This window comes from Streptomyces sp. NPDC030820 (assembly GCF_055572075.1).
On record NZ_JBVIEB010000032.1, the window covers coordinates 1 to 21,880 of the forward strand.

The 21,880-nt window shown below is 67.3% G+C and carries 24 protein-coding genes and 2 pseudogenes; 19 read left to right on the top strand and 7 right to left on the bottom strand.

Annotated features, from left to right (window positions below; genetic code table 11):
* Both ACZ418_RS42470 and ACZ418_RS42475 read right to left on the bottom strand, forming a co-directional pair.
* Window positions 1-145 (bottom strand): helix-turn-helix domain-containing protein (locus ACZ418_RS42470; protein ID WP_468374192.1); only part of this gene is annotated, 145 nt, incomplete at its 3' end.
* Between the two features lie 99 nt (window positions 146-244).
* Window positions 245-949: pseudogene (locus tag ACZ418_RS42475) on the bottom strand (helix-turn-helix domain-containing protein); the annotation flags it as partial.
* Between the two features lie 424 nt (window positions 950-1,373).
* Here ACZ418_RS42475 and ACZ418_RS42480 point away from each other — a divergent pair.
* The 12 genes and pseudogenes from ACZ418_RS42480 (at window position 1,374) to ACZ418_RS42535 (ending at window position 8,956) form a co-directional block, all read left to right on the top strand.
* Window positions 1,374-1,726, top strand: a pseudogene (locus tag ACZ418_RS42480) (SCO3933 family regulatory protein).
* Window positions 1,727-1,728: 2 nt separating this feature from the next.
* Entirely contained in the window at window positions 1,729-3,084 is a 1,356-nt protein-coding gene (locus ACZ418_RS42485; RefSeq protein ID WP_468374137.1) for an FtsK/SpoIIIE domain-containing protein, read from the top strand.
* A gap of 84 nt (window positions 3,085-3,168) precedes the next feature.
* Window positions 3,169-3,651 carry a hypothetical protein gene (locus tag ACZ418_RS42490; protein ID WP_468374140.1) on the top strand — a complete coding sequence of 161 codons (483 nt, stop codon included), beginning with the start codon at window positions 3,169-3,171 and terminating at the stop codon, window positions 3,649-3,651.
* A gap of 6 nt (window positions 3,652-3,657) precedes the next feature.
* On the top strand, window positions 3,658-4,281 hold the full coding sequence (locus tag ACZ418_RS42495) for a DUF2637 domain-containing protein (RefSeq protein ID WP_468374143.1): 624 nt from the start codon (window positions 3,658-3,660) through the stop codon (window positions 4,279-4,281).
* A gap of 55 nt (window positions 4,282-4,336) precedes the next feature.
* Window positions 4,337-4,528, top strand: a complete 192-nt coding sequence (locus tag ACZ418_RS42500) for a mobile element transfer protein (RefSeq protein WP_453120090.1) — start codon at window positions 4,337-4,339, stop codon at window positions 4,526-4,528.
* A 12-nt stretch (window positions 4,529-4,540) separates the two neighbouring features.
* Complete coding sequence (locus ACZ418_RS42505; protein WP_365332885.1) at window positions 4,541-4,696, top strand: hypothetical protein; 156 nt, start codon at window positions 4,541-4,543, stop codon at window positions 4,694-4,696.
* Window positions 4,697-4,721: 25 nt separating this feature from the next.
* Window positions 4,722-5,039 (top strand): SpdD-like protein, encoded by a 318-nt coding sequence (locus ACZ418_RS42510; protein WP_468374147.1) that lies wholly within the window; start codon window positions 4,722-4,724, stop codon window positions 5,037-5,039.
* 93 nt (window positions 5,040-5,132) lie between these two features.
* On the top strand, window positions 5,133-5,684 hold the full coding sequence (locus ACZ418_RS42515; protein ID WP_468374151.1) for a GGDEF domain-containing protein: 552 nt from the start codon (window positions 5,133-5,135) through the stop codon (window positions 5,682-5,684).
* A gap of 85 nt (window positions 5,685-5,769) precedes the next feature.
* Entirely contained in the window at window positions 5,770-5,952 is a 183-nt protein-coding gene (locus ACZ418_RS42520) for a hypothetical protein (RefSeq protein WP_468374154.1), read from the top strand.
* Window positions 5,945-7,399: a replication initiator gene (locus tag ACZ418_RS42525; RefSeq protein ID WP_468374157.1), complete on the top strand. Its 1,455-nt coding sequence runs from the start codon at window positions 5,945-5,947 to the stop codon at window positions 7,397-7,399. The genes ACZ418_RS42520 and ACZ418_RS42525 overlap by 8 nt, the downstream gene beginning before the upstream one ends.
* Before the next feature lie 16 nt (window positions 7,400-7,415).
* Entirely contained in the window at window positions 7,416-7,586 is a 171-nt protein-coding gene (locus tag ACZ418_RS42530; protein ID WP_161270550.1) for a helix-turn-helix transcriptional regulator, read from the top strand.
* Complete coding sequence (locus ACZ418_RS42535) at window positions 7,583-8,956, top strand: tyrosine-type recombinase/integrase (protein WP_468374160.1); 1,374 nt, start codon at window positions 7,583-7,585, stop codon at window positions 8,954-8,956. The genes ACZ418_RS42530 and ACZ418_RS42535 overlap by 4 nt, the downstream gene beginning before the upstream one ends.
* Before the next feature lie 167 nt (window positions 8,957-9,123).
* On the opposite strand, the gene ACZ418_RS42540 is transcribed toward ACZ418_RS42535, so the two are convergent.
* Together ACZ418_RS42540 and ACZ418_RS42545 are read right to left on the bottom strand one after the other, a co-directional pair.
* Window positions 9,124-9,315, bottom strand: coding sequence for a hypothetical protein (locus tag ACZ418_RS42540; protein ID WP_067045490.1), 192 nt, complete (start codon window positions 9,313-9,315; stop codon window positions 9,124-9,126).
* A gap of 138 nt (window positions 9,316-9,453) precedes the next feature.
* Entirely contained in the window at window positions 9,454-9,666 is a 213-nt protein-coding gene (locus ACZ418_RS42545; RefSeq protein WP_153546860.1) for a hypothetical protein, read from the bottom strand.
* Between the two features lie 281 nt (window positions 9,667-9,947).
* Here ACZ418_RS42545 and ACZ418_RS42550 point away from each other — a divergent pair, with 281 nt between their 5' ends.
* The 4 genes from ACZ418_RS42550 (at window position 9,948) to ACZ418_RS42565 (ending at window position 13,163) form a co-directional block, all read left to right on the top strand.
* On the top strand, window positions 9,948-10,151 hold the full coding sequence (locus ACZ418_RS42550; RefSeq protein WP_067045496.1) for a cold-shock protein: 204 nt from the start codon (window positions 9,948-9,950) through the stop codon (window positions 10,149-10,151).
* A 352-nt stretch (window positions 10,152-10,503) separates the two neighbouring features.
* The gene (locus ACZ418_RS42555; RefSeq protein ID WP_468374164.1) at window positions 10,504-11,358 is read left to right on the top strand and encodes a nuclease-related domain-containing protein; all 855 of its coding nucleotides are present in this window, start codon (window positions 10,504-10,506) and stop codon (window positions 11,356-11,358) included.
* A gap of 149 nt (window positions 11,359-11,507) precedes the next feature.
* On the top strand, window positions 11,508-11,930 hold the full coding sequence (locus ACZ418_RS42560; RefSeq protein WP_468374167.1) for a hypothetical protein: 423 nt from the start codon (window positions 11,508-11,510) through the stop codon (window positions 11,928-11,930).
* A gap of 960 nt (window positions 11,931-12,890) precedes the next feature.
* Window positions 12,891-13,163: a hypothetical protein gene (locus ACZ418_RS42565; protein WP_468374170.1), complete on the top strand. Its 273-nt coding sequence runs from the start codon at window positions 12,891-12,893 to the stop codon at window positions 13,161-13,163.
* A gap of 980 nt (window positions 13,164-14,143) precedes the next feature.
* On the opposite strand, the gene ACZ418_RS42570 is transcribed toward ACZ418_RS42565, so the two are convergent.
* Both ACZ418_RS42570 and ACZ418_RS42575 read right to left on the bottom strand, forming a co-directional pair.
* Window positions 14,144-14,428, bottom strand: coding sequence for a S1 domain-containing protein (locus tag ACZ418_RS42570; RefSeq protein WP_468374173.1), 285 nt, complete (start codon window positions 14,426-14,428; stop codon window positions 14,144-14,146).
* A 1,495-nt stretch (window positions 14,429-15,923) separates the two neighbouring features.
* Window positions 15,924-16,958: an NAD-dependent epimerase/dehydratase family protein gene (locus ACZ418_RS42575; protein WP_468374175.1), complete on the bottom strand. Its 1,035-nt coding sequence runs from the start codon at window positions 16,956-16,958 to the stop codon at window positions 15,924-15,926.
* A gap of 198 nt (window positions 16,959-17,156) precedes the next feature.
* Here ACZ418_RS42575 and ACZ418_RS42580 point away from each other — a divergent pair, with 198 nt between their 5' ends.
* The 3 genes from ACZ418_RS42580 to ACZ418_RS42590 all read left to right on the top strand — a co-directional run bounded on the left by ACZ418_RS42580 (window position 17,157) and on the right by ACZ418_RS42590 (window position 20,680).
* Window positions 17,157-18,053: a helix-turn-helix domain-containing protein gene (locus ACZ418_RS42580; protein ID WP_468374178.1), complete on the top strand. Its 897-nt coding sequence runs from the start codon at window positions 17,157-17,159 to the stop codon at window positions 18,051-18,053.
* Between the two features lie 831 nt (window positions 18,054-18,884).
* The gene (locus ACZ418_RS42585; RefSeq protein WP_468374181.1) at window positions 18,885-20,120 is read left to right on the top strand and encodes a helix-turn-helix domain-containing protein; all 1,236 of its coding nucleotides are present in this window, start codon (window positions 18,885-18,887) and stop codon (window positions 20,118-20,120) included.
* Between the two features lie 17 nt (window positions 20,121-20,137).
* Window positions 20,138-20,680, top strand: a complete 543-nt coding sequence (locus ACZ418_RS42590; RefSeq protein WP_468374184.1) for a flavoprotein — start codon at window positions 20,138-20,140, stop codon at window positions 20,678-20,680.
* Window positions 20,681-20,895: 215 nt separating this feature from the next.
* Here ACZ418_RS42590 and ACZ418_RS42595 read toward each other — a convergent pair whose 3' ends face one another.
* Window positions 20,896-21,291, bottom strand: coding sequence for a GntR family transcriptional regulator (locus ACZ418_RS42595; RefSeq protein ID WP_468374188.1), 396 nt, complete (start codon window positions 21,289-21,291; stop codon window positions 20,896-20,898).
* Between the last annotated feature and the right edge of the window lie 589 nt (window positions 21,292-21,880).

Sequence of the window (21,880 nt, forward strand, 5' to 3'; positions counted from 1 at the left end):
AACGCCAGCGCCGGATCCACTTGTGGGCTGTGGGACGGGAGATGCCCATCTCTGCGGCGACGTGGGCGACGGGACGGCCGGAGCGGACACGTTCGACGAGCAGTCGCCTGCCGTGAACGGTCAGCCGGGCATTACGGTGGGACACGAAGGCCTCCGTGCGGTGAAGATTCGACACCTCCACCACACACGGGGGCCTTCGCCACGATCAAGACCGGCCAGCGTTAACAACGCTCGTGATCAATACATCTAGCGCGCGCTGGCAGTCCTTGGGCATGCCTGCTCGAGCGCAGATCTCGGCCTCGGCTGCATACAGCCAGGCTGTGAGGCGTGGAGACATGGCCTTGCCTCCGAGTCGCTGAGCATCGCGTATCAGCTGTACGGCCATGGGCGCGCGTCCTGCATCACACAGCACGTAGGCCTGCTCGGCAGTGGCGTGTGCGAGGTACATCGGCTCTTCGGCTTCTTGGGCAGCTCGTTTGCCTAACTCGTAGTGACGCCAGGCACGTTCGACCGCGCCGACGTCGAGTGCTTGCCAGGCTGCCAGGGTTGCGGCTCCAGCCAGTGCTCGGGCAACCGGGCGCCGGGTCTCGGGAAGTACGGCGAAGGTGAGGGCGTCTTCCAGAGTCGCCAGGTGGGCCGTCATCTGATCGACCAGGCTGGCGGCACCCATCTGCCGGTCCATGGTCCGCAGCAGCTCTGTCTGATCCATGAACGTGGTGACCATGGTCAGGCTGATGCTGCGAGCCGCATCAATCCGGCCCATGAGCTCGTCGTACCCGTCTGCTGTGGGCGGCGGGGCCAACGGCGCTGTTTTGCCAGTTAGTTCGTCGTCTGTGACGCCGAGGAGTGCCCGAAGGATCTTTGCGTAGCGAGCTGAGATCTGGCGCCGGCCGTTCTCCCACTCCGAGACGTACACGCGCAGGCTGGATGTCGATGCGACGTCGAGTATGTGCTGTCGCGCATAGCGCTCAATCTCCCGGACCAGCCGCTCTTGCGACCACTCCCGTGCGTTCCTTGCCGCCCTGAGTCCGTTCGTCACGTCACGCCGTCCTGCTTGGGTTCCAGGGACCTAATAGCAGCATGCCTTACATCAGTGCAGGTCGGCAGGGGTTAACGCGTCAGGTGTTAACCCCTGTTGGCTACCGGTGTGTTGGTCTGGGCGGTTCCTTAGAACCGTCGCAGTAAGGCGAGTTGAGAAGCCGAAGCCGCGACAGCGCTTGACATCTGGTGCGCACCAGATGCAACCTTCTGGTGCGCACCAGTTGGAGGTGCAAATAGTCGCAGCTTTGCTGCGGTCATCCGCCAACGCACGGGAGCGGCGACCCACCGCCAAGCAAGTGCGCCGCTCCCGTCCCTCTCAAGGGAGTTCCATCATGCGTCAGATCCCTGTCGACACATCCGCCGCGACCGTGATGGTCGCCAAGACCCCTCAGCCCAAGGTCAAGGACCGCCGTACCGGTGAGATCGCCACCGACGCCGAGACCGGCGCGAAGCTGATGACCGTGGACGTGATGTTCGCGGCGAACGACGAGGTCGAGATCCTTTCCGTCACCGTCCCGGAGCCGGGCATCTCCGGTGAGCTGACCATGGGTACCCCGGTCGCGCTCACGGGCTGATCGCCCGCCCGTGGGAGAACGACTTCAACGGCCAGAAGCGGCACGGCATCGCGTTCCGCGCGGTCGCGGTCACCTCGCTCGCCGCCAGTGACTCGGTGAAGGCGGCCTGATCATGACCCGGTTCACGGTCTCGCTGGTGCTGGTCGTTGCCGCTGCGGGTCTGCTGCGGTGGCGGCGCCCCGCCTGGTACTGGCTGACCTTCGGGGTCACCCTCGCGACGTTGCGGGTGCTGGTCCGCTACGCCTCCGTCATGGATGCGTGCGGCCTGACTGTCCCGCCGTCGCGGTGGCGGCTGGCGTTAGCCCGGGCCACCAACCGGGCCGCCCCGGAATCGCGCCCGCCGCGGATCCTGCGGCTGCGTCCTACCCGGACCGGCCTGGTCCTGAGGCTCAAGCTCCGCCCGGGGCAGGACGCCTTCGACGTCGCTGCCGCCTCCGACCGGCTGCGGCACTCGTTCTCCATGTACGGTGTCACCTCGCGGGAGCTCCGCTCGGGTGTGGTCGAGGTGCGGATGACCGGCTACGACGTGCTCAAGCGGGTGCAGATGCCCGCCACGACCGACACCCGTCCGATGCGGGTCCCGGTGGCCCTACGGCAGGACGGCTCGGTCCACTACCGCGACTACCGGGTAATACCCCACGCCCTCACCCTGGGCGCCACCGAGTCCGGCAAGTCCGTCTACCAGCGCAACCTGGTCGCCGGCCTCGCCCCGATGGACGTCGCCCTGGTCGGCATCGACTGCAAGCAGGGGGTCGAGCTGTTCCCGCTGGCCCGCCGGTTCACCGCCCTGGCCGACAACCCCGACACCGCAGCCGAACTCCTCGACGCCCTCGTGACCCGCATGGGGGAGATCTACCAGCTCATCCGCGCCGAGCAGCGCATCACCGCGGATGTCCCGGACGCGGAGATCGCCGCCGATATCTGGGACCTGCCCGACGACATCCGCCCGACCCCGGTCGTGGTCCTGGTCGACGAGGTCGCCGAACTCGCACTCTTCGCCACCAAAGACGAGGAGAAGCGACGCGACCGCATCATCACTGCCCTGGTCCGCCTCGCCCAGCTCGGACGCGCCGCCGGCATCTACCTCGAAATCTGCGGACAGCGCTTCGGCTCCGAACTCGGCAAGGGCATCACCATGCTCCGCGCCCAGCTCACCGGCCGCACCGCGCACCGTGTCAACGACGAAGCCTCGGCGAACATGGCCTTCGGCGACATCTCCCCGGACGCCGTCCTGGCCGCCATCCAGATCCCCGCCGAGATGCGCGGCATCGCCATCGTCGCCGACTCGACTGGCGGTTGGCACCGCATCCGCGCCCCCCACACCTCGCTCCGCCAGGCCGCCAACATCTGCAACCGGCACGCCCACCGCACCCCGGAACTGCCCGAACTGGCGCCCTTCCGGCCCGCGCTGACTGGCACTCCTGCGGCTCTGGTGCCGCTGTCCAAGGCCGCCCCGGCCACTGCCTGACCCTTCCAGCCCCCTCGGTCCGCGCGACCGCCTTCGCGCCAGGTCCCTACCCCCTCCATGCCTCAACACAGAAGGGAGCAATCCGTGTTCTGCGAGCACTGCGGCGACGTCGACGGCGACGAGACCGGCATCGACCACGACGAACGCGACTGCCCCTGGTACGACACCGACAACGGCACCGTGACCATCGACCCTGACGGGCTGGCCGACACCCTCCTGGCGAAGGCGGACGGCTCCCCGGCCCTGCGGGCCGCGATCGGCCTCCTCGTCGATCACGGCCTGTGGATCAAGCGGCTGGCCGAACGGCCCGGCCTGCTGCTCATCGACTACTCCAGGTCCGAGCCGGCAGCGTACGGCGTCGACTGGCTCAAGGTCGTCCAGGCCCTGGAAGCCAAGGAGCTGCCCGCATCCAGCGGGGAACTGCGCATCCTGGCCATCGTCGCCTCCCTCGCTGACACCGCCGCCCGCATCCCGCTCGGCGACGCCGTCAGCGGCCTGGACGCCACCAACCTCGACCGCGTCCTGAAAGCCATTGCTCTGGCCAACGGCCGACCCGGAGCGAGGTGACCGGTCATGGCCTCGCGACTGCGCATCGACGCTGTGCTCGTCCAAGCCGTCATTGCCGGGGCGCTGTCCTTCGCTCACCTGCACGATCTGGCCGCCGCTGCCGGACAGGACGGCTGGAAGGCCTGGGCCTACCCGGTCAGCGTCGACCTGCTCCTGGTCGCCGCCTGGCGACGGCTCCGCAGCGAGGGGCCGTCCCGGCTGGCCTGGTCCTGGTTCGTGATCGCCCTGTTCGCCTCACTCGGCGCCAACATCGCCACCGCAGGATTCCTCGACCTGGCCAACCCTCCCGCCCTGCTCCGCCTCGGCATCGCCGGATGGCCCGCCCTCGCCTTCCTCGGCGGCACCCTCCTCGCCCACTCCAGCGAGCACCGGGAACCGCAACCGCCGACGCCCGCAGCCCCCGACCCATCACCCCACACCGAACCTGATCCCATCCCGGATCCGGAGCCTGACGCCGCCCCGGTCACCGCGAATGAGGACGCCCCGGCCCTTCCGGCCGCCGACCCGGCGCCCGCAGTTCCGGCCGTGCTGGTCGAGCACGCCCGCAAGGTCGCCGCCGACCACCAGGCCCGCACCGGCACTCGGATCGACACCGAGACCCTGCGCGCACGGCTCGGCGTCCCGGCTTAGCTGGCCGACGCCATCGCCGCCCAACTCGCCTGACCCCGAAGGGAGAACCACCGTCATGCCTGCCCGTGACCACTTCCACTCCGTGATGCGGATCGGCCCGGTGCAGATCGGCACCCACCGCGACCGCCACGGCCACACCAAACACGCCGCCGTGTGCACGAACGACCGGTGCGGCTGGTCCGCCGACTACTCCAGCTCCTCCGCCGCACAGCTCGCCGCCCGCACCCACCGCTGCCGCGTCCGCTGAAGGAGGCCACCCGTGCAGGTTCCGCTCTGGCTCGCTCTGCTCGTCGTCGGCTACCTCGGCGTCAAGCTCATCCGCCCGCCTGCCTGGCTCGTCGCCGTGCTCCTCCTGGGCGGCTTCCTCCTCGCCGACAGCGTTCTCGCCCCTGCCATCGACAGCTTCCTCAAATAACCGATCAGGAAGGAAACGCCCAGCCATGCTCCGCCCCAAAGTCCCGACCAACCCGATGCCGACCGGTCGCATCGTCCCGCCCATGGTCGTCGAGCCGACCACCGTGGCACAGCACTCGATCGACCCCGCGCCTGTTCCGGAGTCCTCGGCTCCCGTCCGGCCCACCGTCCAGCTCACGCCCGGTGCGGTGGTCGCTCTCGTCGGTGGCGGCACGGCCGTGGTCATGGTCGTCGGCGCCGTCCTGGTCTCCATGCTCCTGGCTGTCGCCATCACCGCGGCCTCGGTCGCCGTCTGCGCCCTGGTGATCCGCTCGCTCATCACCGCCGACGCTAAGCGCCGCTGACCGCCCGTCGGGTGGCGCACACACCGCCAAGCACGCCGCCACCCCTCCCGAGACCGGGCTCCGCCCCAACCGCCATCACTGAGGGAGAACGTCATGGATCTGCAGTCAGCCGCGAGCCTCGTGCCGTTACTCGGCTGGGCCCTGCACGGCGGCATCCTCGCCCGCCGCCTCGCCTGCGCCCGCCGCGACCCGCTCACCGGCCTGCTCACCCGGACCGGATGGGCCGCCCGAGCCGAACACTGCATCCGCCGGCACCCAGGCGCCGCCGTCCTCCTGGTCGACCTCGACCACTTCAAGACCCTCAACGACACCCACGGCCACGCCGCCGGGGACGCCGCCCTCATCGCCACCGCCGACCGGCTGCGCACCTGGTGCGGCCACAACGGCACCGCAGGCCGACTGGGCGGAGACGAGTTCGTCGCCGTCGTCCCGGATCTGGCCGCCGCCGACCTCGACACGCTCACCGTCGCACTGCACCGGGCCGCTGCACCACGGCGGTATGTCGCTACCGCTAGCCGCCTCGATCGGCGCCTGCCACCTCGCCGACCTCCCGGTGCCCACCCTGACCGACGCACTCGCCGCTGCCGACGCAGCCATGTACGCCGCCAAGGGCCGGGGCCGTCGAGGCTCTACGCCTCTCACTGACCAGCCGCCGGGTGGCGCACAAGCCGCCAAGCACGCCGCCACCCGGGGCCGTTCCCTCCAACCGCAATCGAAAGGAATCACCATCATGACCGACCGCCCCACACCTGCGCCCCGCGTCTGCCCTGATTGCGACGGCTTCGCCTCCGCTGCTATCACCCTCGGCGGCCGTGACCAGCGAGGTCACCTGCGCACGATCACCGTCGACTGCCCGGCCTGCCAGGGCGCCGGCACACGCCCGGCCCGTGTCCGGGAGGGCGCCCGTGCCTGACGCGCTGCTCGATCCGACCACCCTCGGCGACGTGCTGAGGGTGGCCTCGGCCGACGACTACCACCGCTGGGAAGAGCAGATCCGCCGCACCGGCGGCTGCGCCGACCCCATCCACCTGCGCGGCTGGATCCTCCACAAGGACAAGACCACCGGCCAGACTCTGCATCACTACTCCACCGAGAACGAGCCCGGCGGCAGCCTGCGCGTCGCGTGCGGCAACCGCCGCGCCTCCCGCTGCCCGTCCTGCGCCTGGACCTACGCCGGGGACACCTACCATCTCATCCGCGCGGGCCTCGCGGGCGACGACCGCCGCGACATCCCCGCCACCGTCCGCGACCACCCCCGCGTCTTCGCCACCCTCACCGCCCCGTCCTTCGGCCGTGTGCACAACCGGCCCGACCGCGGCGTCTGCCGCTGCGGCACCCGCCACCACGCCGACGACCCCGCGCTCGGCACCGCCCTCGACCCGGAGCGGTACGACTACGCGGGCGCCGTGCTCTTCAACAACCACGCCGGACAGCTCTGGCAGCGCTTCACCAACCGGCTCCGCCGCGAGATCGCCGCCCGCGCAGGCCTGACCCAACGCGAGCTGAAGGAACGTGCCCGGCTCTCGTTCGGCAAGGTCGCTGAGTTCCAGAAACGCGGTGCCGTGCACTTCCACGCCGTGATCCGCATCGACGGACCCGAAGGCCCGGACACCCCGCCGCCGTCCTGGGCGACGGTTGGCCTCCTCGCCGACGCGATCCGCGCCGCCGCCGCGCACTCCTACACCTCTGTCTCGGTGCCGGCCGCAGGCGACCAGCCCGCGCGCACCTTCCGCTGGGGCACCCAGCTCGACGTCCGCCCCGTGAAAGCCTTTGGCGACGGCTCGGAGATCACCGAACAGGCCGTGGCCTCCTACGTCGCCAAGTACGCCACCAAAGCCGCCGAGAACACGGGCTCCACCGACACGGCCATCTACTGCCGCTCGTGCCGGGGAACAGGCCGATCCCGGCTGTACGACCGCACGGGTTCCGCACTCAGCCAGTGCGCCACCTGCCGCGGCACCGGCCTGGGCGAAGACCTCGCCCGGCTGGACATCCCCGATCACGCCCGCCGTCTCATGGCCGCCTGCGTACAGCTGCAGCCGCTCTACCCGGACCGCCACCTCGCCCGCTGGGCCCACATGCTCGGCTTCCGCGGCCACTTCAGCTCCAAGTCCCGCCGCTACTCCACCACCCTCGGCGCCCTGCGCCAGGCCCGCGCCGACTACCGCGCTGCCCAGGAACGCGAAGCCCTCGGCCCGGACGACACCGAGCCGGACACCGTCCTGGTCCTCGCCGACTGGCAGTACGCCGGCCACGGCCACACCCCCGGCGAGTCCGTCCTCGCCGCCACGATCGCCCGTGATCTCCAACTCAACCGCGAAACCGCCCACGAAGAACTTGCCGCCACGGAAGGAGCCTGACGTGAAAGACGAGCTGATGACCGTTCCGCAGATCCTCGACGAACTCGGCGGGGTTTCCCGGCGGACGTTCTATCGGTGGCGTGAGCTAGGGCAGGGACCCGCCGCCTTCAAGCTCCCGAACGGAGAACTGCGCGTCTGGCGTAGTGATTTCCGCACGTGGTTGCGGCAGCTGGAGGCGGCAGCGTGAAGTCTCTCGACGTGAAGGTCTGGGGTGTCCGGAAGCGGGACACCAGGGTCCCTTCATACGGCGTTCGCTGGAATGTCGCTGGCAACGTCTTCTCCGAGAGCTTCCGGACAAAGGCACTTGCCGAGCACTACCGCGCCAAGCTCATGCGGGCTACGAGAGAGGGGGAGGAGTTTGATACCGAGTCCGGCCTTCCCGCGTCAATGGAAGAGCAGAAGCCGGAACTCTCCTGGTATGACTTCGCTCTGAGGTATCTCGCGATGAAGTGGCCTCACGCAGCCCCCAACACACGGGACGGGATCAACGAATCCCTGACGAGCGTGACGGTGGAGCTCTTCAGCGAGCGCGCAGGACGACCATCAGATGAGGCGATTCGTAAGGCGCTGCGAAATTGGGCTTTCGTATTGCCTGGGCCTAGCGATCGGGACGTCCCGGAGGATGTGCAAAACGTACTGGACTGGGTGTCCAAAGCCTCTCGTCCGCTCGCTGACCTGGCGGAGCCCGCCACGGCCCGGGCTGTGCTCGACTCCCTGAAACTCAAGCTCGATGGCACAGCGGCAGCAGCCGAGACCGTACGGCGTAAGCGCCGAATCCTCGTCAATGCTGCGAATTACGCCGTCGACCTGGGGGAGCTGCGTGAGAATCCGATCACGGCGGTTCGCTGGCAGAAGCCCAAGGTCTCGAACCAGGTCGATCCGCGCGTTGTCGCCAACCCGGAGCAGGCCCGGAATCTCCTGGCGGCAGTGTCCTACGTGGGCGGCCACCGGCGTGCTCGCGGCCGGCGTCTTGTCGGGCTGTTCGCAGCGATGTACTTCGGTGGCCTCCGTCCTGCTGAGGCGGTCGGCTTGGTGGAGACTGACCTCGTCCTACCCGACCAGGGCTGGGGATCCGCGCTACTCCACCGGACTCGTCCTTCGGTCGGCAAGCAGTGGACTGACTCGGGGGAGACCCACGACGACCGCGGGCTGAAGAATCGGCCGGTTGAGGACGTTCGGCGCGTGCCTATTCCACCCCAGCTCGTAGCAGTGCTGCGGGAACACCTCGCTACGTTCGGCACGGCGGAAGACGGGCGGCTCTTCTTCAGCGAGAAGGGCTCGGTCGTCCCGTCCTCGACCTACTACCGCGTGTGGCAGGAAGCCCGGCTCCTAGCGCTCCCACCGGCCGTTGCGGCCTCGCCGCTCGCGAGTAGGCCGTACGACCTCCGGCACTCGGCGCTGTCGACGTGGCTCAATGCCGGAGTCGATCCCACCGAAGTTGCCGAGCGCGCCGGCAACAGCGTTGAGGTCCTGCTGACCCGGTATGCGAAGTGCCTCGACGGACGGCAGGACGTCGCCAACCGGCGGATCGAGGACCTGCTCCGCGAGTACGAGTGAGACAACCTACTCCCACACCGAGACCCCAGGCATGTTGCCTGGGGCCTTCGTCCTACCTCGCTAGGTCCTTCACGACCAGGCCGCGGCCGATCTGCACGGCCCAGAAACCCACGCAGGCACCACCCGTTCACCTTCGGGTGGTGCCTGCCGCGCGCTGCTGTCGAGACTCAGGCCTTGTTGACCTTGGCCGCGCGTCCCGGTCCTTGGATCTGGAACGAGACGGTGTCCCCGGGATGGATCTCGTCGGGGTCGATCACGAGGTCGTCTACCGTGAAGTACAGCACGGGACCACCTTGGTCGTTCTTGATGCTTCCCTCGCCCGGGTCCGCGTTCCACTCATGGATCTTGCCTTGGTCCATGGCTGTGTCTCCTTGGCTTGATGGGGGGCGAGCTCCGGTCGCATGCCGGGCTTGGTCCCAGCGAACGCGAACCCGCGTGCGTCAGCGACCGCTGTGCGTCGAACAGGTGACGACGGCCGCCAGCCCACCGACGGGCGTTCAGCGCTCCCATACCTCCGGGCCGCCACCGTGCCACTCGATCAGCGGCGAGTTCACCAGGTCCACCACGTCCAACCCCTCCAGGCCGGCACGCTCCAGGAACACGCTCAGGTCATGCAGGCTGTATGCGGTTCCCAGCGTCTCGCTGCCGACCTGGATGCGACGGCCGCCACCCTCTCCGGGCGGGAACACGATCACGCGACGCTCAGCCATAGCCTCAGCCTCGCCCAACGGCAGGTGAGGCGCATTCGGGGGACGGCTGTCAGTGGCGGCGGTTGCCCCACGGGGGTCGCGTTGTCGTCGTGGTGTCTTGTGGCCGAGCTACACCAGCCGGTGTAGCGTCGTAATCAGCAGTCGTGGTTCCGAAGTCCCGTTCGCCCGTGATCGCATCGCGGGCGTTTTTGCTGTTCAACGCCTCTCCGGACCAGGGCGATCACCTCCGGGACCCGCACGGTGCGGGACCCGATACGAGTCCCCTCGAAGGAGACAGGCACATGGCCAAGGGCACTGTGAAGTGGTTCAACGCGGAAAAGGGCTTCGGCTTCATCGAGCAGGAGGGTGGCGGCCCCGACGTCTTCGCCCACTACTCGAACATCGTCGCCCAGGGCTTCCGCGAGCTGCAGGAGGGCCAGAAGGTCGAGTTCGACGTTACGCAGGGCCAGAAGGGCCCGCAGGCGGAGAACATCCGCCCCCTGTAACGCCACACGCAAGAGAGGCCCCAGCTGGTGGGTACATCCCGGCTGGGGCTTCTTCGTTCCCGTCCGCCGGTTGCGCCTGCCGGGGCCGCCCTACCTGTCAGCCCTCGCTCGGGACGATGAAGCCCCTCGCTGGCCTGGGCTCTTCCGGGTCACGCGAGTCCGGCTGCTGCGTGCGCTTCCGAGTGAAAGCCCCGCCTGTTGTCTGGGTCCTTTAGTGATTCCGGCCCTACCTGCGGCGATGCTTCATCCGATAGAGCGAGCGGGGCCGCGAATGCTTGCCCTGCGGTCTTGTGGCCTCCTCTGGCTTGCTGCTGGCATGTCGGCAACGTCAATGCGGGAGCAGGGGGGCCTTGTGGAGCTGCACGTCACACGATGGATGCGCTACGGGCATGATCGTCTGTACGCCAACCTGGCTGATGGCACCGCGGTCGGTTGGGCGGACGTCACGACGGGGGACATCACGGTTTTGCGGGCCGAGTGTCGTGACGACGTGATCGCCGTGCTCACGAAGCACTTACAGAACCTCACCGAGCCTGTCCCGCCAGACAGGGCGCCGGAGGTTCAGGCGCGTCCGATGCTGCCGCCTCTGACGCCGGCCGACGACCTGGCCGTCAACCGTCCCGGGCAGGCGTTGCGTGATCTGCTCGCCGAATACGGCCCGGGGCTGATGGAGCGAGTCGTTTCACGGCTACTTCGGCGGCCCTCCGAATGGGACTCCTGGCGAAAGGGATTGGCGGGGGAGCGGCGAGTGGGAGCCGAGTTGAACCGCTTGGGGCGCTACGGCTGGCGCGTCCTGCACTCCGTTCCCTTGGCCAACAAAGTGGATATCGATCACTTACTGATCGGGCCTGGGGGAGTGTTCAGCATCAATACGAAGCACCACCACAAGCGGGCCGTATGGGTGGGGGACGATTCCGTGAAAGTCGATCACGGGAAACCGGCACCCTACGCACGCAAGAGCCGGGCGGAGGCCAAGCGGGTCGCCCGAGTGCTTGAGCGCTATTGCGACTTCTCGGTGCCGGTGGAGCCGGTGCTCGTCTTCGTGGGTGTCACCGAGCTGAAGGTGGTCGCTACGCAGCTCGATGTCCGGGTGTACCAGGAGCGCCAGGTATCGGCACTCGCTCCCCTCTCAGGCGTTCTCACGGCCGACCAGGTGGAGCAGGTGTACGGCGTCGCTCGCCATCGCCAGGCTTGGAGTCTGGCCTGAGTCGGTGCGTCTCAGCGAGCTGCCGGCCTTCCCTGCGGGGCCTGTGGGTGGTTTCCAGGGTGTGGCCGTCGTCGGGGCGAGGGGCCCTGTCAGTGCCGTCTCTTACGCTCCGCTCTTGAACAAGCAGTTCGAGTGGAGAGGGGACGCGGATGGGTGGCAACGCATGGACGCACACGGGCCCGTATCAGCGTGATCTGGCGGCCGCGTTCCGGCAGGAGCAGGAAGACGAGCTGGCGCGGGACAACCACGGCTTCGAGGGGCGGTCCGTCGAGGAACTGTGGCGCGACCCGGAGTGGCATGAGTACATCTTCACCGGCGGCACGGGCTCCGTGTTGGACTTCCCTCTCATGATCGAGGCCGCGGACACCGATGACGGTCCGTTCATGCGGCCGCTGACCGATGACGAGGTGCGAGCGTGGGCTCCTCACGGCCGGCCCACCTACGAGGAGTGGGACGCCGCGCTCGACTCCGAGCAGTTGGACTTCCCAGGCCGCGCCCGGGGGAACTGTACAGTGCTCTACCGCGACGGTAGGCCCGCGCAGATCGCCTACTGGGGGGTCACCGCCGACTAGGGGAGTCGGTACAGCCTTGCGCTGTGGCCCCACACCTGTCCCGGGCGCGGGGCCACATCGTTTTGCGGGCTTACCTGGGAGAACGCTCCAAGATCCCGTCCACGCCTCGTCCACGGACCCCGACATACGGCAGCTCCGGGCCGCATACGCCTGCATAAACGCGAAGACCCCGGCCTCAGCGTTTCCGCTGGTGACGGGGTCTTTGGGCACCTCATACAGGGTGCCCCCGGCAGGATTCGAACCTGCGCACACGGCTCCGGAGTGAATGCGTAGATCGCCCCTCATAGCCCTCTGACCTGCGGCGGAGTGTGTCGGAGGGCGCCTGCGACCCGGAGTGTGTCGGAGGTGTGTCGAAGCTGCGGCCGGACCGGGCGTCTGTGGTGTGGGATCCGGGCTTCGATGCGCAGTGCCTCTGGTGCCGCACCCGGCGGGACTCGGCAGGACAGGCGCGTAGAGATGCGGGCACACCCCAGCGACCTGGCCAACCCCGTCTGCGTCACTTCCGCGACCGGTTGCCGGGGGCTGTCGTCGTCCGCGCTCGTTGCCGTCATTGCCGTTGGTTCCTTCGCCGCGACCAGATTGCTGCGTAGAGGGGACGCTTGCTTTCCGTTGCTGGTCGCTGTCCGCTCGTCTCCGTGACTCCATGTGGTTCGGGGCCGAGCACCCCGGACATAGCGCTCGCAGTTGCAGGGGGGTGCCGTACCTCTGTCGTCGTGGCTCGGTGTCACGGGTATGACCTCGGTCTCGTCTGGTCACTGGAGGCTTTGTGGATCAGGGCGCGGCTGCTGTGTTGGGCGCGGCGGGTAGATCCGGGAACTGCCATTGCCCAGCGCGAGCAGCGGCAAGTGCCGACGGGCAGTGCGCAGGCTCGTAAGTTCAGTGGTTCCGCGGTCCGCCCATGGGCTACCGTGGTTAGGTGATGGGTACTCAGTAACCGTTGGCCAGACGGGAGGTGACTGAATGAGTGACACGTGGGTCAATGTGATCACTGCCACCTCGGGGGCTGGCCTGGGGGCGCTCGCCGCCTTGCTGATCACTCGCGGCGCGCGAGACGCTGTGCATCGCATCGTGCGTAGTGACAGTGATCTTCTCGGCACGCTGGCGATCTTGATGGGATCAGAATCCGCGAAGAGCGAAGTTCACAGGAAAGCCTCTGAGGCTGATGCCGAGGCATTCTTACGCAGATATGTAGCGGCAGAAGCAAAGGCGCGCCACGAGGTGGAGAGTGACTGACTCCACCAACACAGACCTCAACAGCGAGGGTGTCGCGAACGGAGAGGGCGCCACCAGCGGAGAGAGCACTCCGAGCGTAGAGGGTGCTCCGAGCCTCAACGGTAGACCGGCAACATCTACCGTACCGGGGCAAAGGAAACGGAGCTCTACGCCCCGTCGGTCGCCGACCACACCGAAGACTCGCAACATTGCCGCCGCGGGTGGCGGCCTTGGTGGCACGCTGATGCTGTCTCTCAGCCATCAAGTGCCGCAAGACAGCGTGTGGTCGACGATCCTTGCATGGTCCGCTCCCGGCTTCGCTGCTGTCACGGGTGCGGTTTTTCCCATGCTTAAGGAGCAGGGCGGGCGCTGGGGTGTTCACTTCAAGGTATGGCGCTCTTGCCGAACGATTAACAAAATGCTTAAGCGTGACAACCTGTCGCCAGAGCGAAGGGCTGAACTTCAACATTACCTAGATGAGGCCGACAAGCTCCGCGGACAGAGGGAGTTCAAAGCTATCCGCGAAGCTTTCGATGCCGACTAATGAGATAGAGCGAAATTTCTCGCTGAAGTCGGCCGGCGCGAGCACGCTGCTGCTGGAGTGCTCTGCCAGCGATGGTCGCGCGCACGTCCTCCAAGTCGCACAAGGCCGAGCTGCGTGACGTTTGGTACCGCGATGGCCTGGCGCTGACGGAACTGCCGTGACACCCGCTTTAGGAGTTCGATCCCACGCTCCCTGTGGGCCTGCTCGTCGCATCCTGACGGGCGCCCATCAGACCGGGCCGAACTGCCCAGATCCGCCAACGTCCGTGCTCGTTGATGTCAGGCACGGATGTCACCCACTGAACCATTAGGCCAGTCCTCCGGGCTTGGGCATGGTGGTACCAGTGTCGCAGATCCAATCGGATGACCTGGGCTGTCGGTCGCTACGACTGTCGTTACTAGGCGTCATCGGTCGCCATTGAGCGGCCTTGGACGGCCCAGGGACGGCCCAGCGAAGATCACTCCTCGGCTGCCCGCCACTCATCGAGCCGGACCTTGACCTGGTGGTTGCGGGCGGCATGCCAGATGACCTCCCCGCTGACGAAGGCCCCGAGGGCCGGGAGGTCCATCCCGTGCGGCATGGCCGTGATCTCCGCCAGCGCTACGGCGTACGGCGCGCCGTCTATGCGTATGAAGACACCGAAGCGCTGGCGACCGATGACGTCGCCGGTGATCCGGGTGCCTACAGGCAGGGCCTCGACGGTTGCCGCCCAATTCGAACAGACCGCGTCAGCGATCGGCACTTCAGGGTCTGTGGGCAAGGCGTACTCATCCATCGGTAGATCATGACGCCCTGGGACCGGCGCTTAGAAGCCCTTGGTGGCGGAACAGACGGTACCTTGCCAGTGCCGCTCTGGGCTGTGGAGTGCCGTTGCCCGGCGGCCGTCGTTGCCGTCAGCGCTGCCGCCACCGCCGTGGGCAGCTGCTGTGAGCAGCGCTTTAGGGGAGCGGCTGGGGTGTTGCCAGTGACCTGCGGCTTCCAAGGCCGAGCTAGCGGGTGCCCCACTGCCGACCTGATTTCACGGCGGAATCAAGCCAAATTGGCCGCAAAACGCCACCCGCCCTCTCCCGGTTAATGCCTGTGCTAGTCTCCCCTGTGCGTTATCGCACATATGGGCAGAACTTGAAAGGGAATATCAATGCGAATTACTTCAAAGAAGAGACTCATCCTGCGGGCTGCCATGACTGCAAGCCTTCTAGGGCTTTCGGTACTTGCCGCTCCCGTACAAGCCCAGGCGGCATCTGCCTGCCCTGGAAACCTACTTGGGAAATTTTCGCTCGGTGACCACCCGGCCCACGTTGAGGTCTACTATTCAAATGGGTACAATTGTGCAATTACGGTCAATGAGAAGCCGAGCAGTTCCATTAAGCCCTACCTTGGGGTCGGAATTTCGGTCTATAGCGACGGCCCCGATCACTGGGTAGAGGATGGCGGATACTACGGATATTACGCCGGTCCAGTCAAAGTTTACGCCCCCAATAACTGTATTGACTTTTACGGGGAATACGGGCAAGGGAAGACGTATTGGACGCATGAATTCTGCAGTTAGCCGCAAGCCTCATGAGAGGCGGCGCCTGATTGCTGATAGGCTGACGCAATTCGGAATGGTCGATGTCTGCTGAGACGTCGGGAAAGCCTCAATGGGCGAGCCAAGCCGTACACGGTCTTGAAAACCGTCGTGGCGCAAGTCACCGTGGGTTCAAATCCCACACCCACCGCGCAGGTTGACGGCCCCTGACCAGGAGACACGGTCAGGGGCCGTTGCGTTCTGCTGTGCCCGCTGGTCTCCGTCGTTCCCCGTGGTTTCCCGCTCGATCGGGCACGGATGGGGCACGGTCGGTTGGCCGGCCGGGTAGCGGTGATCAGTAGCCGGTCTACTGATCACGGGTCCCGCCGACCAGTGGGACTGACGAAGCCCACGGCTCTGACCAGCTCAGATGTCGTGGGCTTTTGTCGTTGTCGGTCGGCATCGAGTGACCTCGGACGGCCCAGAGACGGCCCGGTCTTCACCGTCGGCTGCTGCCAGCCTGGGGAAGACCTCTTGGTCCCGAACTCTCGGCCGGATGGTCATTGCGGTGCAGGACGCTGGTCGTGGGGCCTTTGAAGGTCTTTGCCGGTTGGCTGCGGTTGTGATGGTTGCTGTACTTCGCTGCTGTACAGCAACCATCGGCTTGCTCGTGACCTGCTGGTTGTCACATGGCGGATGGCTGCGGGAAGAAGCGGGTTGCACGGGGGTGTCACGCCATAACAAGGCCCTGGTCGACCATACTTTGACCGGCTGCTACGACGGCGTTGAGGCTTGGGCGGGGCTTCCACCCCAGGATGTCGCGCGCCTTGTCGGTGGAGAAGCGGCGGGCATAGCCCAGGTCTTGAACGGCCGAGCGCAGCGCAGGGTTGGTGGCGGCGCCGGCCCGCACGGTCTCATCGGGGATGCCCTCGGTGGGAACGCGAGCTGCGGCCTGGTCGAGATGGGTTCGCAGCATGTCGGCGATCTCAGCCATCTTCAGCGCGGGGCTGCTGCCCAGGAGGAGCCGCTGCCCGGCAGCCCCGGGCGTGGTTGCGGCGGTGACGTGAGCTGCAGCGATGTCGCGCACGTCGACCACGGGGTAGTACAGGTTCAACAGTCCGGGCATCTGCCCGGTGAGGAGTCGCTGGACAACACGGTTGGCTCCGGAAACCTCCGCACTCAGCACAGGGCCCATCACGGCGACCGGGAGCAGTGTGGTCAACTCCATTTCGCCGCCGTCCTCGGCGACGAAGTCCCAGGCCGCACGCTCGGCGAGCGTCTTGCTGCGCCCGTAGGCGTCGGTACCGGGGCCGTCCAGGACGGTCCAGTCCTCCTCGGTGAAGACGCGGTCGTCGTGCGGGTGCCCCCAGGCGACCGCATGGAACGCCGAGGTGAGGACCACACGTGCCACGTTCGCGTCGCGTGCCGCCCGCAGCACCCGCAACGTGCCCTCGCGAGCGGGGGCGATGACCTCTTCCTCGTTCTCGACGTGTCCTGGCATGACCGGTGAGGCCACGTGGATGACACGGTCGATACCGTCGAGAGCCTGGGGCCAGCCCTCCTCACGTGTCAGATCAGCGGCGACGAACTCAAGGCGGTCACCGACTGTCATACCAGCCTCACTCAGAGAGGCGCGCACTGCCTTCTCCCGGTCCAGGGACCGGACGGTGGACCGCACCTGATGCCCCCGGGCCAGGGCCTCAAGCACGACATGCCCGCCGATGAAACCTGAGCCCCCGGTCACCAGGATGTGTTGTTGGGACATCTCACGCACTCCTTGCCATCGAAGCTGCCCGGCCACTGGGTCGAAGCACCGTGGCCGGCTGCCGCGCCAGGGTTGATCCTCTTGCGGCTCTTGTCCGGCCAGCATGAGGGTGCGCGGGGAGGCACTACCAGGGTCCTCCCGACACTGGTAGTGCCAGGGACAGGCAGGGCACCCGGCTGGCTGCTTACGCTGGTAGCCATGGACAGGGAGCCGAACCTGCTGGGCGAGTACCTTCGTGCACGCCGCGAACTTGTCACCCCCGAGCAGGCCGGAATCCCGGTCCTTGGGCAACGGCGCGTCCCGGGGCTGCGCCGGGAGGAGGTCGCCATGCTCGCGGGCATCAGCGCCGAGTACTACCTGCGTCTCGAACAGGGCCGCGACCGCAACCCCTCGGTCCAGGTGCTGCAGGCCATCGCGCGGGTGTTGCACCTGGATGACGACACCTATCTCCTCAGCCTCGTGGACGGCAGACCGCGACGCAGGAATCGACGCCCGCGGCGCGAAGTCGTGCCGCCCAGCACGGCTCGCTTGGTCGAGACCCTCGACCTGCCCGCGTTCGTCGAGGGCCGCTACCTCGACGTACTGGTCGCAAACCGGCTGGCTACCGCCTTCTCGCCCCGTCTGACGACAGGACGCAACCGGCTCAGGGACCTCTTCCTCGACCAGGCCGAGGCGGCGATGTTCCCCGCATGGGAACAAACCACCGCCGGTCTGGTTGCGAGCTTCCGCAACTCGGTCGGCACCGATGCCGATGACCCACGCGTGATCGAGCTGGTCGGGGAACTCTCAGTAGCCAGCCCGCACTTCCGCCAGCTATGGGCCCGCCACGATGCCGGGAACCGGCGCACCACCGCTACCATCACCTTCGCTCATCCCCAGCTCGGCGCTATCACCCTGGACCGCGAGAAACTGCTGGTCAACGGGACCGACGGCATCATGCTCGTCATCTACCACCCGGAGCCCGGCTCCGAAAGCGCCGACAAGCTCAGCCTCCTCGCTTCAGCGTCGCTCCAGTCCGCCACGCCTGGAGCGACCCGGGCCAAGTCTGATTCAGCCTGGCTCAGTCGACCACCTGCCGCTGGCAGCAGCGACTGACCCTCCCCTCCCCACGTCCTCGACAGCGTCGTACGTGTGGTCCTCATACGCCGAGGCCCCGGCCTCTGAAGATGGGGGCTTGTTTGGGCTGCGGTTCAGCTGAGGCCTGAAAACAGAGGTCGGCGGAGCGGCTTTGGGGTGGCGCTGCTTTGGCGCGAGTGATCATGGCCCCGTAAGCTTCCGGCGCGTCGGGCAGTCTGTGGACCTGCCCGGTAAAGCACGACGTTGGGGCCATGATCTTCGAGGCTCGCGCCAAAGTGGCTCCGTAAAGCCGTGGAGCCGACCGCCCCAGCCACGACGTACGCCTTCTCTGGCATCAGGCGTCTGATTGCTGTCTGCGCGGCACGGGCGCCGGCCGGGCTGGAGCGGGACGAAGGCAGGAGCGCAGGCCCGGCCGGGGGCCGGGCCGCGCGCGGTGAGCGGAGCGAGCCGCCTTGATCAGGTAGCGACAGTTTCGCGTTCCGCAGTTCACGTCTCTCAGGCAGAGCAGATTGGAAGTCGCCTCCGGCTCCTACGCCTATTGAGAGTTCGGCTTCGCCGACGGGCTGCAACACTCCCGGAGTGTTGCAGCCGTCTGTGAGCGGACAGCCCGGACACCGGCATTACGAGCTGTCCGGGCCATTTATGCAGGTGAGAGGCAGAACCGGACAGCCGGACAGTGCGGACACCTCCCAGCGGGGTTCCATCGGACCCGGACAGTCCGTCCGGGTTCTGGCCCCTTCGCTGCCGCACGCTGGTCATGGTGGCGGAAAGGCTGTGATCACTTACCGGTTCCCCGCCGCGTCGGTACCGTGAAAGGCGCCCCTACTCAGCAGCGGGAGGCAACACCCCATGCGTGGTCTTGGAGATCACCTCAGCATCGGCGAGCGCATCGCGTTCTACCGCAGGCGCCGCGGCTACACGCAAGAGGTGCTGGCCGGCCTGGTCGGTCGGAGCACTGACTGGCTGGCGAAGATCGAGACCGGTCGCAGGAAGCCGCCCCGCATCGACATGCTCGCGGAGCTGTCGCGCATCCTGCGCGTGCCCCTCGGAGACCTGCTCGGACAGACCGTCCTCATGGAAGACGAGCGGCAACAGGACGACGTCCCCGCTGTGCGCGACGCCCTTATGAGCCCGCGCCGGCTGTCCCGTCTCCTCTTCGGGCCGGACGCTGAGGCTCAGCTGCCGACGCCTGTCCCTGTGGCCGTGCGCGTGGAGCAGGCGTGGAACGACTACCAGGGCGGCCGGCTCGGCAGCGTCATCGCTGCACTGCCTGCGCTGCTCCAGACAGCTCAGGAGCTTGAGGAGCGAGCGGCGCGCCGAGGCGAGGACCGTGGTGACTGCTGGGCAGTGTCGGCCCGCACGCACCACCTTGCGGCTACGACACTAGCCAAGATCGGCGAGTCGGACATCTCGTGGCTCGCAGCCGAGCGTGCGATGCGAGCCGCTGACGAGTCGGATGATCCGCTCGTGCTGGCGTCCGCCGCACGTTCGGGTACACACGCTCTGCTGGCCAACGGGCGCTATGACGACGCCCTGGAACTGGGCAACACGGCCGCAGCCTGGCTGTCGTCTCAGGTAACTGATCACAACCCGGCGGCGCTCAGCCTGCTGGGAATGATTCACCTGCGCGCCGCCGTCGCGGCGGCGCGCCATCAAGACCGGCCTACCGCGACGGCACTGCTGAACCGTGCCTCGGAACTCGCTGACGATCTCGGTTCGGACGAAAACTACTGGCAGACCGGTTTCGGGCCGACGAACGTGCTGCTCCACCGACTGTCTATTGAGCTGGACCTTGACAACGTCTCGTACGTGGTGGAGCACGGCCGGATCAACGTCGACCACATGCCGCAGGAACGCAGCGTCTCGCACCGCATTGACTTCGCGCGTGCCCTGTCGCTCGCCAGGCAGGGTGATGATGCCTTCGCAGAGTTGCGTACGGCTGAGCGCACGTCGCCGCAGCTCGTACGCAACAATCCGAGGGTGCGCGAGACGCTGCGAGACCTGATCAAGCAGTCCCCTGTGACGGGCGGCTCGCGTTCGTCGGACGTGTTCGCGATGGCTCAGCGGTGCAGGGCGGTGCAGTGAGTTCAGGCAATCGTGGGGTGCTCGGAGTCGTCGGCTCAGCGGCCGGGGGCGTAGAAGCGTTGCGCACCGGTCTCGTGGAGCCCGCCATAGGTCGTGGATGGCGGGTGGCTGTCACGCTCACGCCGACCGCCGGACAGTGGCTGCGCACGAGCGGCGAGCATGAACGCTTGGAGAAGTTGACCGGCCTGCCCGTGCGCGACGAGCCCCGTCTGCCTGGCGAGGCCCGGCCACATCCGCCGGTTGACTGCTACGTGGTCGCCCCCGCGTCCGCCAACATGGTCGCAAAGCTTGCGACCGGCCTGATGGACAACCAGGCGCTGACGCAGGTTGGCGAGGCCATCGGCACTCTCGATCTCCCCGTCGTCGTTTTCCCGCGGGTGAACGCGGCGCACGCTCGCCACCCCGCGTGGCAAGGGCACCTCGACGCTCTCCGGGCGGGAGGAGTGCATCTCGTCTACGGCCCGGATGTCTGGCCCTTGTACGAGCCGAGGGATGCGCCGGCCGGGCGTGAACTCCCGTGGACGGCAGTGCTGGACGCCGTGGAGCAAGCCGCCCAATGACGAGTCGTTAACCTGGCTGACCTGCAAGGAACAGGACCCGGACAGTCTGTCCGGGTCCTCTGCTGTTTTGGGTCGCATGCTCATTGGCATGTCAGGGATCAATGAGCAGAGCGGCGAGTCGGGCGGCCTGAGCCCCGCCGAACTTGCCCTGATCAAAGAGAGCCTGAGCGAGGCGCGAGCCACGGCTGAACGACTACTGGGGCGTGCGGACAGGCTCACGGCGCGGGTGGAGTCTCGTCACCGACGAGCCGTTCCAGGCGATCAAGCCGCTCGCCGAGCGAACGAAGCGCGTCGTGGATCGCGCTGAGTTCAGCCGACAGCGCGGTGAACGCGGGGCTGCTGCCCGGCTCGGTGCCGAGCGGTACCGACGGGTCGCGGACGAAGGTTCCGCGACCCTGCTGGGTAAGCACGAGCCCCTCGTCACGGAGCTGCCCGTATGCGCTCTGCACGGTCATGAGCTGCACGCCGAGGTCTTTGGCGAGCCTGCGAGCCGCCGGCAGCTGATCGCCCGGTTCGTACGAGGGGTTCGGACCCGTGATCTTCGCCCGGAAATCGGCGGCGATCTCCTTGGCCGTGGGTGCCTGCTTGGGCACTTCTGGGCTCTGCTCCATGACTACGAGAGTAGCCGGACCTAGGTCAATCTCCGGTTCCTCCGATGGTTCCCCTTGACATTCAGATTGACCTAGGTCAATCTGAAATCCGCGGCGCTGGTACTCCCCAGCAAGGTCGCCCGTCGCCGCGGTTCTCCCTGCTCCTTCGACTCAGGAGAGCACCATGCACACGTATGTCGGCCATCAACAGGCCGTATCGGCAGAGGACTTCGTGGAGCTGGCCCTTGGCACCCCGATTGAGCTCTGGCTCGGGGCTGAGGGCGAGACGGACGAGGAGCGTGCGGCCCGCTTGGACGCGGCGCGCGACATCCTCGCTGACCCGGAGTTCAGCAGCCTGCCGGGACGACGTGGCCCGCATCGCCGCCGAGGTGATCGAGGCGCACGCCCCGGAGCTGTTCAACGTCGTTCCGCTGGCGCGCCCGGCGAGGCGCCGCCGGCCCTCCCGGAAGGGGGCCGCTGCCTAATGCTGAAGTCAAGCCACGAGACGGAGTTGAGGTCGGTCCTGGTAGGGCCGGCGGTCACGCAGGATGGCGTAGAGCACGTTGACGCGGCGTCGGGCGAGGGCGATGAGCGCCTGGTGATGTCGCTT

Coding starts and splice junctions, on each gene's coding strand:
- ACZ418_RS42485 (WP_468374137.1), top strand. CDS start 1,729: ATGACCCGGTTCACGGTCTCGCTGGTGCTGGTCGTTGCCGCTGCGGGT.
- ACZ418_RS42495 (WP_468374143.1), top strand. CDS start 3,658: ATGGCCTCGCGACTGCGCATCGACGCTGTGCTCGTCCAAGCCGTCATT.
- ACZ418_RS42500 (WP_453120090.1), top strand. CDS start 4,337: ATGCCTGCCCGTGACCACTTCCACTCCGTGATGCGGATCGGCCCGGTG.
- ACZ418_RS42510 (WP_468374147.1), top strand. CDS start 4,722: ATGCTCCGCCCCAAAGTCCCGACCAACCCGATGCCGACCGGTCGCATC.
- ACZ418_RS42515 (WP_468374151.1), top strand. CDS start 5,133: ATGGATCTGCAGTCAGCCGCGAGCCTCGTGCCGTTACTCGGCTGGGCC.
- ACZ418_RS42520 (WP_468374154.1), top strand. CDS start 5,770: ATGACCGACCGCCCCACACCTGCGCCCCGCGTCTGCCCTGATTGCGAC.
- ACZ418_RS42530 (WP_161270550.1), top strand. CDS start 7,416: ATGACCGTTCCGCAGATCCTCGACGAACTCGGCGGGGTTTCCCGGCGG.
- ACZ418_RS42540 (WP_067045490.1), bottom strand. CDS start 9,315: ATGGACCAAGGCAAGATCCATGAGTGGAACGCGGACCCGGGCGAGGGA.
- ACZ418_RS42545 (WP_153546860.1), bottom strand. CDS start 9,666: ATGGCTGAGCGTCGCGTGATCGTGTTCCCGCCCGGAGAGGGTGGCGGC.
- ACZ418_RS42550 (WP_067045496.1), top strand. CDS start 9,948: ATGGCCAAGGGCACTGTGAAGTGGTTCAACGCGGAAAAGGGCTTCGGC.
- ACZ418_RS42560 (WP_468374167.1), top strand. CDS start 11,508: ATGGGTGGCAACGCATGGACGCACACGGGCCCGTATCAGCGTGATCTG.
- ACZ418_RS42565 (WP_468374170.1), top strand. CDS start 12,891: ATGAGTGACACGTGGGTCAATGTGATCACTGCCACCTCGGGGGCTGGC.
- ACZ418_RS42575 (WP_468374175.1), bottom strand. CDS start 16,958: ATGTCCCAACAACACATCCTGGTGACCGGGGGCTCAGGTTTCATCGGC.
- ACZ418_RS42580 (WP_468374178.1), top strand. CDS start 17,157: ATGGACAGGGAGCCGAACCTGCTGGGCGAGTACCTTCGTGCACGCCGC.
- ACZ418_RS42585 (WP_468374181.1), top strand. CDS start 18,885: ATGCGTGGTCTTGGAGATCACCTCAGCATCGGCGAGCGCATCGCGTTC.
- ACZ418_RS42595 (WP_468374188.1), bottom strand. CDS start 21,291: ATGGAGCAGAGCCCAGAAGTGCCCAAGCAGGCACCCACGGCCAAGGAG.